At 73.5% G+C, this 17,742-nt stretch carries 14 protein-coding genes; 8 read left to right on the forward strand and 6 right to left on the reverse strand.

What is annotated here, in order from left to right:
• Positions 1 to 13 precede the first annotated feature (13 nt).
• The 4 genes from nth to FB453_RS11495 all read left to right on the forward strand — a co-directional run bounded on the left by nth (position 14) and on the right by FB453_RS11495 (position 3,413).
• Complete coding sequence (gene nth, locus FB453_RS11480; RefSeq protein WP_145789750.1) at positions 14 to 802, forward strand: endonuclease III; 789 nt, start codon at positions 14 to 16, stop codon at positions 800 to 802.
• Positions 799 to 1,482: a TlpA disulfide reductase family protein gene (locus FB453_RS11485; protein WP_145789752.1), complete on the forward strand. Its 684-nt coding sequence runs from the start codon at positions 799 to 801 to the stop codon at positions 1,480 to 1,482. The genes nth and FB453_RS11485 overlap by 4 nt, the downstream gene beginning before the upstream one ends.
• Complete coding sequence (locus FB453_RS11490; protein ID WP_091403299.1) at positions 1,479 to 2,171, forward strand: NUDIX hydrolase; 693 nt, start codon at positions 1,479 to 1,481, stop codon at positions 2,169 to 2,171. Before FB453_RS11485 ends, FB453_RS11490 begins: the two co-directional genes overlap by 4 nt.
• A 63-nt stretch (positions 2,172 to 2,234) precedes the next feature.
• Complete coding sequence (locus FB453_RS11495; protein WP_091403296.1) at positions 2,235 to 3,413, forward strand: MarP family serine protease; 1,179 nt, start codon at positions 2,235 to 2,237, stop codon at positions 3,411 to 3,413.
• A 19-nt stretch (positions 3,414 to 3,432) separates the two neighbouring features.
• Here FB453_RS11495 and FB453_RS11500 read toward each other — a convergent pair whose 3' ends face one another.
• The 4 genes from FB453_RS11500 to eccCa all read right to left on the reverse strand — a co-directional run bounded on the left by FB453_RS11500 (position 3,433) and on the right by eccCa (position 10,420).
• Complete coding sequence (locus FB453_RS11500; RefSeq protein ID WP_145789754.1) at positions 3,433 to 4,140, reverse strand: phosphatase PAP2 family protein; 708 nt, start codon at positions 4,138 to 4,140, stop codon at positions 3,433 to 3,435.
• A gap of 37 nt (positions 4,141 to 4,177) precedes the next feature.
• On the reverse strand, positions 4,178 to 4,969 hold the full coding sequence (locus FB453_RS11505; RefSeq protein ID WP_145789757.1) for a phosphatase PAP2 family protein: 792 nt from the start codon (positions 4,967 to 4,969) through the stop codon (positions 4,178 to 4,180).
• Between the two features lie 52 nt (positions 4,970 to 5,021).
• On the reverse strand, positions 5,022 to 6,362 hold the full coding sequence (gene mycP, locus FB453_RS11510; protein WP_145789759.1) for a type VII secretion-associated serine protease mycosin: 1,341 nt from the start codon (positions 6,360 to 6,362) through the stop codon (positions 5,022 to 5,024).
• A 74-nt stretch (positions 6,363 to 6,436) separates the two neighbouring features.
• The gene (gene eccCa, locus FB453_RS11515; RefSeq protein WP_145789761.1) at positions 6,437 to 10,420 is read right to left on the reverse strand and encodes a type VII secretion protein EccCa; all 3,984 of its coding nucleotides are present in this window, start codon (positions 10,418 to 10,420) and stop codon (positions 6,437 to 6,439) included.
• 101 nt (positions 10,421 to 10,521) lie between these two features.
• Here eccCa and eccD point away from each other — a divergent pair, with 101 nt between their 5' ends.
• The gene (eccD, locus tag FB453_RS11520) at positions 10,522 to 11,925 is read left to right on the forward strand and encodes a type VII secretion integral membrane protein EccD (protein ID WP_145789763.1); all 1,404 of its coding nucleotides are present in this window, start codon (positions 10,522 to 10,524) and stop codon (positions 11,923 to 11,925) included.
• A gap of 31 nt (positions 11,926 to 11,956) precedes the next feature.
• Here the strand turns inward: eccD and FB453_RS11525 are convergent, their stop codons facing one another.
• On the reverse strand, positions 11,957 to 12,463 hold the full coding sequence (locus FB453_RS11525; protein ID WP_091403280.1) for an inorganic diphosphatase: 507 nt from the start codon (positions 12,461 to 12,463) through the stop codon (positions 11,957 to 11,959).
• Between the two features lie 524 nt (positions 12,464 to 12,987).
• On the opposite strand from FB453_RS11525, the gene dacB reads away from it, so the two are divergent.
• The 3 genes from dacB (at position 12,988) to tilS (ending at position 16,633) form a co-directional block, all read left to right on the forward strand.
• On the forward strand, positions 12,988 to 14,466 hold the full coding sequence (gene dacB, locus FB453_RS11530) for a D-alanyl-D-alanine carboxypeptidase/D-alanyl-D-alanine endopeptidase (RefSeq protein ID WP_486480261.1): 1,479 nt from the start codon (positions 12,988 to 12,990) through the stop codon (positions 14,464 to 14,466).
• Positions 14,467 to 14,559: 93 nt separating this feature from the next.
• A complete protein-coding gene (locus FB453_RS11535; RefSeq protein ID WP_145789768.1) occupies positions 14,560 to 15,630 on the forward strand; it encodes a zinc-dependent metalloprotease in 1,071 nt (356 codons plus the stop codon).
• A 10-nt stretch (positions 15,631 to 15,640) separates the two neighbouring features.
• On the forward strand, positions 15,641 to 16,633 hold the full coding sequence (tilS, locus tag FB453_RS11540; protein WP_145789772.1) for a tRNA lysidine(34) synthetase TilS: 993 nt from the start codon (positions 15,641 to 15,643) through the stop codon (positions 16,631 to 16,633).
• A gap of 13 nt (positions 16,634 to 16,646) precedes the next feature.
• Here the strand turns inward: tilS and FB453_RS11545 are convergent, their stop codons facing one another.
• Positions 16,647 to 17,609, reverse strand: a complete 963-nt coding sequence (locus FB453_RS11545; RefSeq protein ID WP_112582848.1) for a GlxA family transcriptional regulator — start codon at positions 17,607 to 17,609, stop codon at positions 16,647 to 16,649.
• Between the last annotated feature and the right edge of the window lie 133 nt (positions 17,610 to 17,742).

Below are 17,742 nucleotides of genomic sequence, written 5' to 3' on the forward strand. Positions count from 1 at the left end.
TAGGCTGACCGTCGTGACCAGTAGCCCTCCCGGTGCCAGCGAGACCGATCTCGGGCGCAAACGCCGTGCCCGCAAGATCGGCCGGGTGCTGGCCGAGACGCATCCCGACGCGCATTGTGAGCTGGACCACTCCAATGCTCTGGAGTTGGCCGTCGCCACGATCTTGTCCGCGCAGTGCACGGACAAGAAGGTCAACGAGGTCACCCCGAAGCTCTTCGCCCGCTACCCGAGCGCTGCCGCGTACGCCGGCGCCGACCGGGGCGAGATGGAGGAGCTGATCCGGCCCACCGGCTTCTACCGCAACAAGACCGACTCACTGCTCAAGCTCGGTCAGGCCCTCCTCGACCGGTACGACGGCGCGGTCCCGGGCCGGCTCGTCGACCTGGTGACGCTCCCCGGCATCGGCCGCAAGACCGCCAACGTGATCCTGGGCAACGCCTTCGACGTTCCGGGCATCACCGTCGACACGCACTTCCAGCGGCTGGTCCACCGGTGGCGGCTGACCACCGAGACCGACCCGGTCAAGATCGAGCACGCGATCGGCGCGCTGTACGACAAGCGCGACTGGACCATGCTCTCGCACCGGATCATCTTCCACGGGCGACGGGTCTGCCACGCGCGCAAGCCGGCCTGCGGCGCCTGCACGCTCGCGAAGCTCTGCCCTTCGTACGGCACCGGCCCGACCGAGCCGGCGGCCGCCGCCAAGCTGCTCAAGGGCCCTCGGGCGCGCGACCTCGCGGTAGCTGCCGGGGTCGACCCGGAGTTGGTGCCGGCGCAGGCGATCACGGCGGAGGTGCCGTGAACCGCCGACGCCTCGCCCTTGCCGTCCTGCCGCTGCTGCTGGCCGTCACCGGTTGCACCAGCGGCACGGCCGACGACGAGCCAGCCCCCCGGCAGGCCGCCGCTGAACGACCATCCCCGTTCCGGGACTGCGCCACGCTGAGCACGGCGCCCACGGCCACGTCGCCCGGCTCCGGCCCGGCGACCCCCGCAACGGCTACCCCCGCCTCGCCCGGCACGACGGCCCCCAATGGCCCGACGGCCCGCGCCGCTGGCGGGTCGGCGCTGCCCGAGTTGACGCTCTCCTGCTTCACCGGCGGTGCCCCCGTCGTGCTGCGGGAGGTGGCCGGGCCGGCGGTGATCAACGTGTGGGCTTCCTGGTGCCCGCCGTGCCGCAAGGAGCTGCCCGCCTTCCAACGCCTCAGCGAACGGGCCGCCGGTCAGCTCCAGGTGGTCGGGGTCAACAGTCGGGACAGCCGGGGCGGCGCCCAGTCCATCGGTGAGGACTTCGGCGTCCGGTTCCCGATCCTGGTGGACCAGGGCGAGGCGCTACAGCGCGAGCTGAAGCGCAACGCCATTCCGCTGACCCTCTTCGTCGACGCCGACGGTCAGGTCCGGCACATCGACGCCAGCGGCGCTCTCGACGACACCAAGCTCGCCAAGCTGGTCCACCAGCACCTCGGCCTGGCGGTGCCGGCGTGACCCGTCGGCCCCCCGAGTGGATCGAGCCGTTGCTGACCCGGCTGGGCACCGCCCGCGCCGAGGACTTCACCCGGCTGACCACGCCCGCCGAGGGCGGTCGGGAGAGCGCCGTGCTGGTGCTGCTCGGCGAGCAGCCCGGCGCGGGTCCCGACGTGCTGGTCCTGCAACGCGCCGCCACCCTGCGCAACCACGCCGGCCAGCCCGCCTTTCCCGGGGGTGCGGCCGACCCGGAGGACGCCGACGTCCGCGCCACAGCCCTGCGCGAGGCGAACGAGGAGGTGGGCCTCGACCCGGCCAGCGTGACAGTGCTGGCCGAGCTGCCGAAACTGTGGATCCCGGTCAGCGACTTCGTGGTCACGCCGGTGCTGGCCTGGTGGCACGACCCGCACCCGGTGCACCCACGGGAGCCGGCCGAGGTGGCACACGTCGCCCGCCTGCCGGTCAGCGAGCTGGTCGATCCGGCCAACCGACTGCGGGTCCGGCACCCGAGCGGCTGGATCGGGCCGGCGTTCTCGGCGCGCGGGATGCTCGTCTGGGGCTTCACCGCCGGGGTGCTCGCCACCCTGCTCGAGATGGGCGGCTGGGCCCGTCCGTGGTCGCGCGGGCGGGTGGTGGAGCTTCCGCCGACCGGGGCGACACCGGCCCCGTCCGCCGGCACCGACGACGCTGACGAGAACGCCCTGCGCTGACCGCACGGTCACCATCCGCAAGCGATGGTCATCCGGTGGGCACACTGCCCGTACGCTTGACCCGTGTCCGTCGTGGATCTCGTCCTGCTGCTGCTCATGCTCGTGTTCGCGATCAGCGGATACCGCCAGGGTTTCGTCATCGGCGTCACGTCGTTGTCCGGCTTCTTCCTGGGTCTGCTGTTGGGTCTCCAGCTCGGGCCGCTGTTCGCCAGACAGTTCGTGGACGCCGGCACTCGTGTGCTGATCTCGCTGGTGGCCATCTTCGGGCTGGCGGTGGTCGGGCAGGCCCTCGCCGGTTGGCTCGGCTCGCACCTGCGCAAGACGATCACCAGCGACGTGGGTAAACGGGCCGACGACGTCGGTGGGGCGCTCGTCTCGCTGTTCGCGGTGCTCCTGCTCGCCTGGCTGGTCGCGGTGCCGCTCGGCTCGTCCTCGGTGCCCTGGCTCGCCGCCTCGGTCCGCAACAGCGCGTTGATCACGGTGGTCAACCAGGTCCTGCCGGAGCAGGCCCAGCAGCTGTCCACGGCGCTGGAGGACACCGTCGACACCGACGGGTTCCCGGACGTCTTCGGTGACCTCGCGCCCACCCGGGCCCGGCAGGTCGACCCGCCGGACCCGGCACTGGCCGGTTCGCAGGTGGTGGTCAGCGGCCAGCAGTCGGTCGTCAAGGTGCTCGGCTCCGCGCCCAGCTGCTCACGCCGGATCGAGGGTTCCGGCTTCGTTTACGCGGACGACCGGGTGATGACCAACGCGCACGTCGTGGCCGGCACCCGCTCGGTCGCCGTGGAGTTGGGCGGCGAGCGGTACGACGGCAAGGTGGTGGTCTACGACCCGAACCGGGATCTGGCGGTGCTGCTCGTGCCCGGGCTGCCCGGGCCGTCCCTGCGGTTCGCCGCCGGCAACGCGGGCAGCGGCTCCGACGCCATCGTGCTCGGCTTCCCGCTCGACGGCCCGTACAACGCGCAGTCGGCGCGGGTCCGGGACGTCGACCGGATCAAGGGCCCGGACATCTACTCGTCCAGCGAGGTGACCCGGGAGATCTATACCATCCGGGCGCTGGTGCGCAGCGGCAACTCGGGCGGTCCGCTGCTCTCCGCCAACGGCCTGGTGCTCGGCGTGATCTTCGCGGCGGCGTCCGACGACCCGAACACCGGCTTCGCCGTCACGGCGGCCGAGGCCCGCCCGGTGGCGTTGGCCGGTGCGGAACGCAACCGGCAGGTCGCCACCGGCGAGTGCACCTGAGCGTGGCCGGGGGGCCAGCTCAGCTCCGAGCCGGCAGGGCGCGGCGCCCGACGGTCGGTAGCTTCGCCCGCCCCCACCGCAGCCCCCGGTCCAGCACGGCACGGGCCATGATCGCGACGCACGTGCCGCCGTTGAGGAAGGACGCCACCACGTCGCTCGGGTGGTGCATTCCCCGGTACATCCGGGTCATCGCCACGCCCAGCGGCACCATCAGCAGCAGCGTCCACCAGGCGACCTTCGCGCCGGTGCTCCGTGCCCGCAGCGCCAGCAGCACGGCGATGCCGACGTAGAGCGCCACCGCCGCCGAGGTGTGCCCGGACGGAAAGCTCGATGTGGGTGGCGAGACGTCCATGTGCTCCACCGCCGGCCGCTGACGGTCGATCGCCAGCGTGGTCAGCAGGAACACCAGTGCCTGGGCGGTCACCGCCGCGCACAGGAACAGCGGCTCGCGCCAGCGCTTCAGCCAGAGCCGCAGCGCCAACGCCACCAGCACGGTGACCACGACGATCATCTGGGTGCTGGCCAGCGTGCTGAACACCAGCGAGACGTTGTTCCAGTCGCCGGTGCGGTCGGCGGCCAGCTCCCGGTTCACCGCGTCCTCCACGGTGAACGGCCAGGTCCTGGCGAACACCCGGGTGACCAGTACCCCGAGCAGCACCATGAGCCCGAGCAGGAGGGACACCGGCAGCAGTACCCGCCGGACGATCTGGACCACGGTCTCGGACATGGGTCGGCCAGTACCCGGCCGACCTCGTCCTCACTCCTCAGGCCGCTCCCGGCTGCCGCTCGACCTCGGGAGCGACGCCGTCGCGGGTCGGCCGAACCGGCCGAAGACCGGTGTGTGCCCGCCAACTGGTGAACGCGGCGGTGGTAGCCGCGACCACAGCCACACCGAGCAACCATCCACCCACCACGTCGCTGGTGAAGTGCACGCCCAGCGCCACTCTGCTCAGCCCGGTCACCACTGTGAGCAGGACCGCCGCCACCCAGAGCGCGGCCCGCGCCACCCCCCGTCGGGCGTACGGCAGGAGCACCAGCAGCAGCACCCCGGCGGCCAGGGTGGCGTTCAGCGCGTGCCCGGAGGGGAACGAGTAGCCGGCGGCCCGGGCCACCGGGGCCAGCAACTCCGGCCGGTCCCGGCCGACCAGCAACTTGAGCAGCGGACCGATCAACCCGCCGACGACCATGGTGGTGGCCGCCCAGAGGGCCAGCCGGCGGGCTCCCCGGCGCAGCAGCCAGACCACCAGGAGCAGGGCTACGGCGCGCAGTGGCATCGGTGCGAACACCTCGGTCCAGACCCGCATCAGCACGACCCAGGCCGGGTGATCCTGGGCGTAGCCGTGCAGCGCGTCGGTGACCGCCGTGTCCAGCCGGTGCAGCGGTGCCCAGGCGCCGAGCACCAGCAGTGTGAGCAGCGCGAACGGCACCAGCACGAGGAACGCCGCCGTCGCGGCGAGAGTGAGCCGCAGACCCAGCGCATGGTCCCTGTCGAATCGGCGGTGCCGCCAGGACGGCTGGCCGGTGGGGGCGAGAGTGGGCGGCCGGTGCGTACTCATGGGTCCGTTCTACCCGGCCGGGCAGCCGGTCAGGCCTGCCGGTCGGTCGCGATCAACGGGTCCGCTGACGCAGTCGGCGCACCATCAGTGCCGCACCGCCGACCAGAGCGACGAGGAGCACGACAGTGGACCACAGCTGCTCCGGCGCGGAGGTGTCCTGACCGCCCGCAGCCCGAGCCGTCCAGCGGCTCTGCTGACCGGATGCGGCGAGACCGAGTGGATCGCTACCGGCACCGGCCACCGGATCGTCGTCGGCCGAGCCGGGCGCCGGACCGAAACCGGTCACGCCCGGCGACGTCTGGTCGTCCAGCGGGTTGGCGGTCACCGGTGGCACCTGAGCGGTCAACGCAGCCACCGGGTCGACCACCCCGTACCCGAAGCGGTCATCCCGACCGGTCGGGCCCACGTCCCGGGCGGTGGCCAACAACCGGTTGACCACCTCACCCGCGGGCATCTGCGGATAGCGGGAGCGGACCAGCGCGGCGGTCGCCGCCACCAGTGGCGCGGCGAAGCTGGTGCCCTGCACCCGCCAGTACCCGCCGGGCGGCTTGGCGCCGACCAGCCCGCTGGCGGGAGCGGTGAGCACCGTCGCCCGGCCGGTGATCGAGCCGGACCACAGGTTGTCGCTGCTGCGTTCCAGACCGGACACGGCGATCACACCCGGCTCACGAGCCGGGTACCAGACCTTTGTGCTGGTGGAGGTGGCCAGGTTGCCGGTGCAGGCGACCACGACCACGTCCCGCACGAACGCGTAGTCCAGGGCGGCGGCCAGGGCCGGGCTGTCGCCGCTGCCGCCCAGCGACAGGTTGATCACACGGGCGCCGTTGTCGACCGCCCAGCGGACCCCCTGGGCGACGATCAGCGCGTCGTCGTAACGGTTCTCCTCGTCCAGCACACGGACCGGCAGGATCCGGGCGTCCGGTGCCAGGCCGACCACACCCCGCTTGTCGTCGTTGCGCCCGGCGATCAGGCCGGCGACAGTGGTGCCGTGACCCACCGGATCCGGGCCCGGCGCACCACCCGGGCCAACCAGGTCCTTGCCGGGCAGCACCTGGCCGACCAGGTCGGGGTGGTTGCCGTCCACTCCGGAGTCGACCACCGCCACTGTCACGCCCCGGCCGGTCGAGCTGCGCCACGCCGTCTCGGCCTGCAACTCGTCGAGCTGCCACTGCTCGTCGCGGACCTGATCGGTGCGGGCGACGGCGTCACCGGGGGCGAACGCCATCGGCGCGCCGGCGAGCTGTCCACCGTTCGTGGGCGCGGCGACCGGCACGGCTGCCGCGGTCGGGGCCACGACGGCAAGCGCCGCGGCCACGCCGAGCAGTGCCCGGCCGGTCGCTCGTCGGGCCGCTGACGGACCGCTGTACCGCACCCCAGTCACATCCTCAGCCATCCATCCCGACGGAACCACGACGATCGGAGATTACCGGTTTCCCCACCCGTCACGGGAAGAACCGGCGAGTCAGGTCATTGCGGAGGCAGTTGTGCCAACTGAACGAGGCGTACGCCCTCCCGCCGGGTGACCAGCCGACCACGCCCCGGCGGCAGCGGTCCGGGTCGCACCGGCCCGACGAGTGCGCCCTCCTCGGGGCTGCCCGCCATCACCAGGCCGGCCGTGGACAGCTCCCGCAGGCGCTGCACGATCGGCTCGTACTGGGCCCGGCTCGCCCCACCGGACCGGCGGGCCAGCACCAGGTGCAGCCCGATGTCCCGGGCGTGCGGCAGGTGCTCCTCCAGTGCGCGCAACGGGTTCGCCGGCCCCGCCGCCACCAGGTCGTAGTCGTCCACCAGCACGAACAGCTCCGGCCCGGACCACCAGGACCGGTCCCGCAACTGCTGCGGGGTGACCTCCGGTCCGGGAGCCCGCCGCTCCAGGTAACCGGCGGCCGACTCGACCAGGTCGGCAGTGTGCGCCGCCGCGGTGCCGTACCCGATCAGGTGTGGCGTCTCGATGGCACCGAGCAGGCTGCGTCGGTAGTCGACGAGGATCACCCGGGCCTGCTCAGGAGTGAACCGGGTGATGATCGACGTGGCCAGCGCGCGCAGGAACGACGACTTGCCGCACTCCGAGTCCCCGAAGACCACGAAGTGCGGCTCGGTGGCGAAGTCGAGCAACACCGGGCGCAGGTCCGCCTCCGCGATCCCGATCGGCAGCCGCAGCCCGGTCGTCGAGGTGAGGTCCAGATTGGCGTACGGCAGCACCGGCGGGAGCAGCCGCACCCGGGGCGCCGGAGCACCCACCCACCCGTCGACGGCCCTCTTGACCAGGTCGGCGGTGTCTCCGCCGGCGGTACCGAGCTGGGGAAGCGCGGTGAGGAAGTGCAGGCCCTCCGCTGTCACCCCTCGGCCGGAGCGCTCCGGCACGTTGGCGGCCGCACGCCGGGCCACCAACGAGTCGGCCGGGTCACCGAGGCGCAGCTCCAGCCGGGAGCCGAACAGGTCCCGGATCGCCGGGCGGAAATCCAGCCAGCGCAGCCCGGTGGCGACCACGTGCAGCCCGTACGACAGACCCCGGGTGGCCAGGTCGGTGACGAGTGGCTCCAGGTCGTCGTACTCGCCGCGGATGGTGGTCCACCCGTCGATCACCAGGAACACGTCGCCGTACGGGTCGGTGCCCGGCTGGCCCACCGTCCCCGCTGCCGCTCGGCGCTGCCGGTACGCGGCCATCGACTCCACGCCCAGCTCGGCGAAGCGGCGTTCCCGGTCGACCAGCAGGGTGGTCATCTCGCCGACGGTACGTCGTACGGCGGTCGGGTCGGCGCGGCCGGTCACCCCGCCGACGTGCGGAAGGTCGCGCAGCGCGGCCAACCCGCCGCCGCCGAAGTCGAGGCAGTAGACCTGCACCTCGGCCGGTGTGTGGGTGAGCGCCAGCGCGCAGATCAGCGTGCGCAGGGCGGTGGACTTGCCGCTCTGCGGCGCACCGACCACCGCGACGTGCCCGGCAGCGCCGTCCAGCGCCAGCCAGAGCAGGTCCCGGCGCTGCTCCAGTGGTTTGTCCACCACCGCCATCGGCACGCCGAGTGCCCCGTGCAGCTCCGGGTTGCCCACTGTCAGCCCGCGTTTCGGGTGCACCTCGACCGGACCGAGCAGCTCGTCCAGGGCCGGCGGCTGGCCGAGCGGCGGGAGCCAGACCTGGTGCGCCGGCGGGCCCTGCCCGACGAGCCGGTCCACCAGCAGGTCGAGCAGCGTCCTGCTGCCCTCCTCCTCCGCCACGACGGGCACGACCGGGGCCGCCGGCTCGGGCACCGGTACGACATGGGTGGTGAAGGTGAGCAGCCGCGCGCCCCCCTCGGCGGCGACACCGCCCGGCGCGGCCCGACGGTGGACGGCACCGGAGACGTACGCGGCCTTGAACCGGGCCAGCGGGTCGGTGCCGGCACGCAGGTAGCCGTGGCCCGGTGAGCGGGGCAGCTCGTGCGCGTCCGCCACGCCGAGCACCGTCCGGGACTCCAGGGCCGAGAAGGTGCGCAACCCGATCCGGTACGAGAGGTGGGTGTCCAACCCGCGGAGCCGACCCTCCTCCAGGCGCTGGCTGGCGAGCAGCAGGTGCACGCCGAGCGACCGGCCCAGCCGGCCGATCTGCACGAACAGGTCGATGAAGTCGGGCTTGGCGGAGAGCAGTTCCGAGAATTCGTCGCAGATCAGCAGCAACGACGGCAGCGGGGCGAGGGGACTGCCGGCCGCCCTGGCCCGCTCGTAGTCGCGCACGCTGGCGAAGTTGCCGGCCCGCCGCAGCAACTCCTGGCGGCGTACCAACTCCCCGTTGATCGCGTCCACCATGCGATCGACCAGGGGCAACGCGTCGGCCAGGTTGGTGATCACGGCCGCGGTGTGCGGCAGCCGGTCGAACGAGGTGAAGGTGGCGCCACCCTTGAAGTCGACGAGCACGAAGTTGAGCTGCTCGGAGCTGTGCGTGGCGGCGAGCCCCAGCACCAGCGTGCGGAGCAGCTCGGACTTGCCGGAGCCGGTCGCCCCGATGAGCAGGCCGTGCGGACCCATGCCGTCCTGGGCGGACTCCTTGAGGTCCAGCTCGATGGCGCCGCCGTCCGCGCCCACCCCGATCGGCACCCGCAACCGGTCCCGTGCCGAGCGCGGCAGCCAGCCCTGTTCCGCCGTGAAGCTCTCCGGGTCACCGAGGCCGAGCAGCTCGGGGAGGCCCAGGTCGGCCTGGAGCGGGGCGTCCGGCCCGCGGGCCGCGCCGGCGAGCCGCAGCGGCGCCAACCGTCTGGCGACCGCCTCGGCGTCGGCCAGGTCCAACTGGTCGGCGGTGCCCACCTCGGCGTGCCCGTCGGTCGACAGCGAGTGCAGCCGCCGGCCGTGCAACTCCAGCAGCAGCGCGTACCGGTCCAGCAGTCGGGGCGGCGGGGTGTCCAGGTCCAGCACTGTGACCGCGTCGATGCCGCCGTCGCCGGTCAGGTCACTGGCACCGGTCAGGTCGCCGCCGTCGAGGACCACCACCACGTGTGGGCCGTCGGTGGCGGGGCCGGCCGGGCTGAACCGGGACCGGGTGGCCAGCACGTCGGCCAGCAGCGACTCCAACTCGGCGGCCGAGCTGGTGACCAGGCGTACCGGGCCGAGCGCGTCGGTGCGGCCGGGATGGTGGGCGTGCGGGAGCCACTTCACCCACTCCCAGCAGGCGCGGCGCTCCGGCCCGGCGCACACCGCGACGAGCAGCTCGTCGGGGGCGTGGAAGACCGCCAGCTGGGTCAGCACGGCCCGGACCAGCGCCTGTGCCGCCGGGTCGCCGGTGGGTGGCGCGCCGGTGGTCGGGGTGGCCGTCCGGCTGCGGCCGGCGGGTCGTACGTGCACCCGGGCGAAGCTGCGCAGCGACAGGGCCACCGGCAGGTCCGGCACCACTGAGTACGCGTCCAGGAAGCGGCGTAGCGCGCCGGCGGTCATCGGCTCGAGCTCCTCCAGCGGCCGGGTGACCGGTGGGACCAGTGGGGTGGCCAGTGTCTGCGGCCCGACGGCGACCCGCACCACAGCGAAATCGGGGTCGGCGGGGCGCCGCTCCCAGACCCGGTGGCTGTCCACCGTCGACCAGAGCCGGCCCGGATCCGGGTGCCGGTAGTAGAGCCCGGCCCGTTGCTGGCCCGCGGTCCGCCGGACCCGCCGCCGCAGCGTGGCCAGGTGGCGCAGGTACTCCCTGCGGGCGGCCATCATCTCGGACTTCTTCGGAGTGCCGGAGGCGCTGCCCCAGGACGTCACAAGCATCGCCAACGAGGAGAGCCCGAACATGCCGCCCACCACGTACGAGTAGGCCCCGCCTCCACGGCCGAACATCATCGCCATCGCGACGGTGCCGCCGAGCATGGGCAGCAACATGAGCAGTTGCTGCCACCGCCCGCCGGTCACCACGGGGATTTCCGGCGGTGCGTCGACCGACAGCTCACCGGCGGGAATCTCCGGCGCTGGTCGGCGCGGTGGGCGCTTGATGACGACGGTGGACACTCGGCCTCCTGACAGCGCTGGGTAACCCGAGCCTGGCTCATGGTAGGTAAAGTCCTGTCGTCCGCGCAGCCTCCGATCCCCCTCGATATGGAGACCAGTCGATGACTACCGGGCTGGCACGCGTCACCATCAGCGCGCCGCAACGACGGGTGGACGTCGCCCTGCCGGAGCAGGTGCCCCTGGCTGAGCTGCTGCCCGACGTGCTCCGGCACGCCGGTGTCGGGCTGGCCGACGACGGCGAGCAGCACGGCGGTTGGGTGCTCCGCCGCACCGACGGGGCGCTGCTGGTGACCGCACAGGCGCTGCTGCCGCAGGGGGTGCGCGACGGTGAGGTGCTGCACCTCGTGCCGGCCCGCGCGCACTGGCCCGAGTTGGAGTACGACGACGTCATCGAGGCGATCGCCGACGGTGCTCGCCGCCGGGGCGGCGCCTGGTCGCCCACCGCCACCCGGGCAGCCGGTCTGGCCGGTGCCGCCGTGCCACTCGCGGTCGGGCTGCTGGCGCTGCTCGCCGGTGGCCCGACGCACCGGGCCGGCTGGCTGGTGGCCGTCGCGGTGGCGCTGGTGCTCACCGTGGCCGGCACTGTCGCCTCCCGCGCCAACGGCGACGGCGTCGCCGGGGCGACGCTCGGCGGCTACGCGCTGCCCTACGCGTTCACTGCCGGTGCCCTGGCCGTCGGCTCCGGCGACCCGGTCGGGCCGTTCGGACCGGCCCGCTGGGTGGGCGCTGCCGAACTGCTGGCCGGCTCGGTCGCGCTGCTGCTGGCGGCGTTGATCGGTCTCCTCGGGGTGGCCAGTCGGCTGCGGGTCTTCGTGGCCGGTGTCACTGTCGGCCTGATGGGCGCGGGGGCCGCGCTCGGTGGGCTGCTGATGACAACGGCCGGTACGGCGGCGGTGCTGCTCAGCGCACTGGTCTTCGCCGTCGGCGTGATACCACTGCTGGCCATCCGGCTGGGAAAGCTGCCCCTGCCGCCGATCACCCTGCCGGCCGCCACCCCCGCGGAGGAGCCGGAGCGGGTGCGGGACCTGCCGGACCGGGGCCGGGTGCACGCTGCGGTGATCCGCACCGAGGAGATGCTCACCGGGATGCTGATCGGCCACGCGCTGCTGGTGGTGGCCACCTCGGTCGTACTCGTGGTCGCCGGTGGCACGCCCGGTCGGGTGCTGGTGGCGGTCACCTCGGCCGTGCTGCTGCTGCGGTCGCGACTGTTCGTGGCGCTGCGACACCGGGTGCCGACGGTGCTCGCCGGGCTGGCCGGCTACGCGGCGCTGGGTGCCGTGCTGGTCGGTCGGACCGACGAGACCGGGCGGTTGGTGCTGGTCCTGGGCGGGGCGGCGCTGGCCTTGGTGGCGGTCGCCAGCGGCACCGGGTACGCCCGCCGGCCGGTCTCGCCGTACCTCGGGAGGATCGCGGACCTCACCGACACGGCCCTGGTGGTCGCCGTGGTGCCGATCGCCTGCGCGGTGCTCGACCTGTACGACCGGGCCCGGGGGCTGCTCGGTTGAGCGGCCCCCGGGCCCGGTGCGTCAGAGTCGATCAGTGCATGGATTCGCCGCGCGCCTCGGCGTCGCGGGCCCGCTGGTAGGAGGCGTGGATCTCGGCCTCGGCCTCGGTGCGGCCGACCCAGGTCGCGCCCTCCACCGACTTGCCGGGCTCCAGGTCCTTGTAGACCTCGAAGAAGTGCTGGATCTCCAGGCGGTCGAACTCGCCCAGGTGGTGGATGTCGCGCAGGTGCTCCTGGCGGGGGTCCTCGTAGGGCACGCAGAGGACCTTGTCGTCCCCGCCCTTCTCGTCGGTCATCCGGAACATGCCGATGGTGCGGCAGCGGATCAGACAACCCGGGAAGGTCGGCTCGGGGACCAGCACGAGGGCGTCCAGCGGGTCGCCGTCCTCACCCAGCGTGCCCTCGATGAACCCGTAGTCGGCCGGGTACTGGGTGGAGGTGAAGAGGGTGCGGTCCAACCGGATCCGGCCGGTCTTGTGGTCCACCTCGTACTTGTTCCGGTGACCTTTGGGGATCTCAACCGTCACGTCGAAATCCATCTGCACGCTCCCTCGTCTGCCCACGCTGGCTAACGGAACCAATGGCGGCCCTCCGGACAGGTGAATGCCCACCCGCCGACTCCGGCCGCCGCATAGTCTTCGGACCGAAGTAGTGTCACCCAAGCCGATTTTCGCTGGGGGAGGAGGGGGTCGTGGGGAGGGAAGATTCACACTACCGCCCGGACGGGGGCTCCGCGCACGGTACCGGACGATCCGGCTCCGGCAGTGCCAAGGGGCGGGTCCCGGTGCCGGAGGCGCACCTCCCACGGGCTCCCGAAGCACCGACCCCGGCAGCGGAGACGGTGCCCGAGCGGCCCCCGCCGCTGCCCTGGCGCCCGCCGGCCGGGCCGGTGCCGCCCGCTCCGAACGCGGGTCACTTCCCGGTAGCCAACGGTGAGCAACCGGTGAGCGGCCCGCCACGCGGCAGTGCCACGGTCCCGGTCAGTCCTGCGCCGCTCAGCCCGTCGTTCGCTCCCGGGCCGACTGCCCCCGGCCCCGGCGGCGTCCCCCCGGTGGGCCCGCCGATCTCCGCGTTGCCGGCACCCGCCGACGCCGCGCCCGCACCCGCACCCGCCGCGCCGCGCCGCCGGAGGCGGCTGCCGGTGGTGCTGGCCGCCGTGCTCCTGTTGGTGCTCGTCAGCGTCGGAGTCGTGATCACCCGTCCCGGCCCGGTCGCCGGGTGGCTGGGCGACGACGCCAGGTCCGGGCCGAACGCGGTCGGCGTGACTCCGGAACCCGCTCCGTCGGACGTGCTGGGCGGCCCGGACTCGAACGCCCCGGTGCCCACCCCGGACGGGGTTCGGGCCGTGCTTGATCCACTGGTCGGCGTCGCCACCCTGGGCGACCGGGTGAACGTCTCGGTCGCCGACGTGATCACCGGTCAGACGCTGTTCGCCAAGGGGGCGGACGACGGCACCGTGCCCGCCTCGGTGACGAAGCTGGCGACCGCTGTGACAGTGCTGGCGGCCCGGGGCCCCGGCTACCGGATTCCCACCCGTGCCGTGGCCGGCGCGAAGGCCGGCGAGGTGGTGATCGTCGGGGGCGGCGACCCGACCCTCGCGATCAACAAGAAGGGTTACTACCCGGGGGCGGCGCGCCTCGACGACCTGGCCGCCCAGGTGCGTACCGCGCTCGGCGGCACGCCCCCGACCAGTGTCACAGTCGATGGTTCGGTCTACTCCGGCCCGGTCTACGGCCCTGGCTGGGACGACGACATCCCCACCGGCGGTTCGGGTGGCGCGGTGACCGCGTTGATGACCGACGGCGCGCGTACCGACCCGGGCGTCGAGCACGGCTCCGCCCCGCGGTTCGCCGAACCGGACCTGGCCGCCGGCAAGGCGTTCGCCCGGTTGCTCGGGGTGCCGACCGACTCCGTGAAGCGGGGCGCGGCCCCGCCTCAGGCGGCGGCCGGTCCCAGCCCGGCACCGGGTACCGAACTGGGCGTGGTGCAGTCTCCGCCGCTGATCCGGCTGGTCGACGTCATGATCAGCGAGAGCGACAACCTGGTGGCCGAGGCGCTCGCCCGGCAGGTCGCGTTGGCCCGCGGTCAGCCCGCCTCGTTCGACGGCGGCGCCGCCGCCATGGACGCCGAGGTGGCGGAGCTGGGCCTGCCGGCCGACGAGATCAGCGTCTCCGACGGCAGCGGCCTGTCCCGGCTCAACCGGATCAGCCCGTCGCTGCTGACCGATCTGATCCGCTTGGCCGCCAGCCCGGACCATCCGGAGCTGGCCGGCGTCTTCGGCGGTCTGCCGGTGGGCGGCTGGTCCGGGACCCTCAACGAGCGCTACCGCACCGCCGCGGGCACCGCCGCGGGCGCGGGCAGCGTCCGGGCCAAGACCGGCACCCTGACCGGCGTGCACTCCGTCGCGGGCCTGGTCACCACCGCCGATGGTCGGCTGTTGACCTTCGCGGTGCTCACCGACAAGGTGCCGGGTGACCGGGACACCGCCCAGCCGGCACTGGACCGGATCGCCGCCGCGTTGGCCGGTTGCGGCTGCGGCTGACAGTCGCCGGTTCGGGGGCGACGCGGTCGCCATCGGCGTCGATCGAGGGCGCGAGCCCGGGCCGGGGTGTCGCGGCGCGGGTACGGTGGGTTCATGGCGCAGTTCGTGGACTGGGATCTGGCCGCCGCCACGGCGGGGGCGTTGAGCAAGTCTGGCCCCCGCGTGTCGTACGCGGAAGCCACCGACGTGGTCGGCGACCTGCGTCGGCTGACCGAGGAGGCGGCCGGGCACGTGGCCGACTACACGGGGTTGCGGGCGCAGGTGTCGCACCCGCCGGTCCGGGTGGTCGATCGCCGCGACTGGGCCGCGACGAACATCGCCGGTCTCCGCGAGGTGATCACACCGCTGGTGAGTCGGCTCTCCGGCGACAAGCAACCGGGCGCGCTGACCGAGGCGATCGGGTCCCGGCTCACCGGGGTGCAGGCCGGGACGGTGCTGGCCTACCTCTCCGGCCGGGTGCTCGGCCAGTACGAGGTCTTCTCGGCCGACCCGGGCCAGCTGCTGCTGGTCGCACCGAACATCGTCGAGGTGGAGCGCAAGCTCGGCGCCGACCCTCGGGATTTCCGGCTCTGGGTGTGTCTGCACGAGGTCACCCACCGCACCCAGTTCACGGCCGTGCCGTGGATGCGGGCCTACTTCCTCAGCGAGGTGCAGGCGTTCGTCGACGCCTCGTCCAGCGGAAGCGAGCACCTTGTCGAGCGGTTGCGGCGCGGGGTGGCCACGTTGTCCGACGCGGTCCGTGACTCGGAGAGCCGCACCAGCGTGCTGGACATCGTGCAGACCCCGGCACAGCGGGCCGTACTGGACCGGCTCACCGCGTTGATGACCCTGCTGGAGGGGCACGCCGAGTTCGTGATGGACGGCGTCGGCCCGCAGGTGATCCCGAGCGTGGAGCGGATCCGGGCGTCGTTCAACCGACGACGGGAGGCGGGCAACCCGCTGGAGAAGGCGATCCGCCGGCTGCTCGGGGTGGACGTCAAGATGCGCCAGTACGCCGAGGGGCGCAAGTTCGTGCACGGGGTGGTGGAACGCGTCGGCATGGACGGGTTCAACTCGATCTTCAACTCGCCGCTGACCCTGCCTCGACTGTCGGAGTTGGGTGACCCGGACGCCTGGGTCGCCCGGGTGCACGGCCCGGCCGGCACCATCCCGGCCGCTGGCTGACCACCCGCCGGTGGCCGCGCTCGCTCCGCCGGTGGCCGCGATCCGGGTGGCGGTCCGCCGCGCCCTGACCGGTCTGCCGTCCGGCGGTCCGGTGCTGGTCGCCTGCTCCGGTGGTGCCGACTCGCTCGCGCTCGCGGAGGCCACCGTCTTCGTGGCGCCGCGGCTGGGCCGCGACGCGACGCTCGTCACCGTCGACCACCGCTTGCAGGACGGCTCCGCGGAGCGCGCCGAGGCGGTGGCCACCTGGGGGCGAGGGGTCGGTTTCGCGTCGGCGACGGTGGTCCGGGTGGAAGTGGCCGGGCGTCCCGGCGGGCCGGAGGCGGCCGCCCGCGAGGCCCGCTACCAGGCGCTGACCGAGGCGGCCCGGCAGCAGAACGCCGTCGCCGTGCTCACCGGGCACACCCGTGACGACCAGGCGGAGACGGTGCTGCTCGCGCTCGCCCGGGGCGCCGGCCCACGAGGGCTGGCCGGGATGCCCGCCCGACGCGATCTGGGCGGGGTGCCACTGCTGCGTCCGCTGCTCGAGATCGGTCGGGAGCAGACGCGCGCCGCCTGCGCCGTCCTCGGGCTGAGCCCATGGCAGGATCCGCACAACAGCGACCCGTCGTACGCCCGGTCGAGGGTGCGGGGCGACCTGCTGCCGGCGCTGGTGCGGGCGCTCGGGCCGGGCGTGGTGGACAACCTTGCGCGGACCGCCCGGCTGGTGGCCGCCGACAACGCCGCGCTCGACGAGTTGGCGGGGACGGCGCTGGCGGCGGCCCGGTGCCCCGACGGAGGGCTGTCCGTGTCGGCGCTGCTCGGCCTGGTTCCCGCCGTCCGCAGCCGGGTGCTGCACTCCTGGGCCCGCGAGTTGGGCGCGCTGCCCGGTGCCCTGTCGCACCGGCACGTCGCCGCCCTGGAGGCCCTGGTGACCGATTGGCACGGTCAGGGTCCGGCCGATCTGCCCGGCGGTGTCCGGGTGCTCCGCCGCGACGGCCGGCTGGCATCGGTGCGCCCCGCCTGACCTGCGGCCGGTCTCAGCCGCTGTGCGCCCGGTCCCGGAATGTGGTCCGGTAGCTGTGTGGGGTGGCACCGACCCGGCGACTGAAGTGGTGACGCAACGCGGCCGCGTCGCCGAAGCCGGACTGGTCGGCCACTGCCTCCACGCTCAACGGGGTCTCCTCCAGCAGCCGCCGGGCGAGCAGCACCCGCTGGTTGGTGAGCCAGTCGTGCGGGGTGGTGCCGGTCTCGGCGCGGAACCGGCGGGCGAACGTGCGGGGCGCCATGCCGGCGCGGGCGGCCAACTCCTCCACGGTGATCGTCCGGTCCAGGTGGCCCATCAGCCACTCCAGCACCGGCTCGAGGGTGGGTGCCTCGGGCGCCTTCGGGATGGGCGCCTCGACGTACTGGGACTGACCGCCGTCGCGGTGCGGCGGGACCACCATCCGCCGGGCCAGCCGGGTCGCGGTGGCCGAGCCGTGCTCCTGGCGGATCAGGTGCAGGCACGCGTCGATGCCGGCCGCCGTGCCGGCGCTGGTGAGCAGCCGGCCGTCCTGGACGTAGAGCGAGTTGCACCGCACCCGGGCGCGCGGGTGCCGGCGTTGCAGCTCGTCCACGTACCGCCAGTGGGTAGTGCACTCGCGGTCGTCCAGCAGCCCAGCCTCGCCGAGCAGGAAGGCTCCGGAGCAGACGCTGAACAGGTGCGCTCCGCGGGCGTCGGCCCGGCGGAGCGCGTCGAGCACCGGGCCGGGGACGGCGGTGCCCTGGCTGTGCGCGGGGATGGCCACCAGGTCGGCCTCGTCGACCGGGCCGAGGTCGGCGTGCGGGGTGAGGTGGAAGCCGGACGAGGTACGCACGGGAGCGCCGTCCGGGCTGCACACCTGGAAGCGGTAGGCGGGGAAACCGTCGGCTGTCCGGTCGGTGCCGAACACCTCGGCGAGCACGCCGAGCTCGAAGGGAGCGACCTGGTCGAGGGCGAGGACGGCAACGGACCGCAGCATGTGACGAGGGTAACCCGACAGGTGGCAGTAAATCGATGACCAACGGCATTCCTGCCACTGTCCGGTCGCTTCGTGAGGTCGCAGACTGGTCTCAGTCCGGTGCGCACCGGCGGCGAAACCCACAGCAATCATG

The sequence above is a fragment of the Micromonospora sp. CNZ322 genome (genome assembly GCF_007827755.1).

Bases quoted from the DNA above. Each gene is read 5' to 3' on its own strand.
- eccD (WP_145789763.1), top strand. From the start codon at position 10,522: ATGACTACCGGGCTGGCACGCGTCACCATCAGCGCGCCGCAACGACGG.
- FB453_RS11525 (WP_091403280.1), bottom strand. From the start codon at position 12,463: ATGGATTTCGACGTGACGGTTGAGATCCCCAAAGGTCACCGGAACAAG.
- FB453_RS11505 (WP_145789757.1), bottom strand. From the start codon at position 4,969: ATGAGTACGCACCGGCCGCCCACTCTCGCCCCCACCGGCCAGCCGTCC.
- FB453_RS11535 (WP_145789768.1), top strand. From the start codon at position 14,560: ATGGCGCAGTTCGTGGACTGGGATCTGGCCGCCGCCACGGCGGGGGCG.
- mycP (WP_145789759.1), bottom strand. From the start codon at position 6,362: ATGGCTGAGGATGTGACTGGGGTGCGGTACAGCGGTCCGTCAGCGGCC.
- FB453_RS11545 (WP_112582848.1), bottom strand. From the start codon at position 17,609: ATGCTGCGGTCCGTTGCCGTCCTCGCCCTCGACCAGGTCGCTCCCTTC.
- FB453_RS11500 (WP_145789754.1), bottom strand. From the start codon at position 4,140: ATGTCCGAGACCGTGGTCCAGATCGTCCGGCGGGTACTGCTGCCGGTG.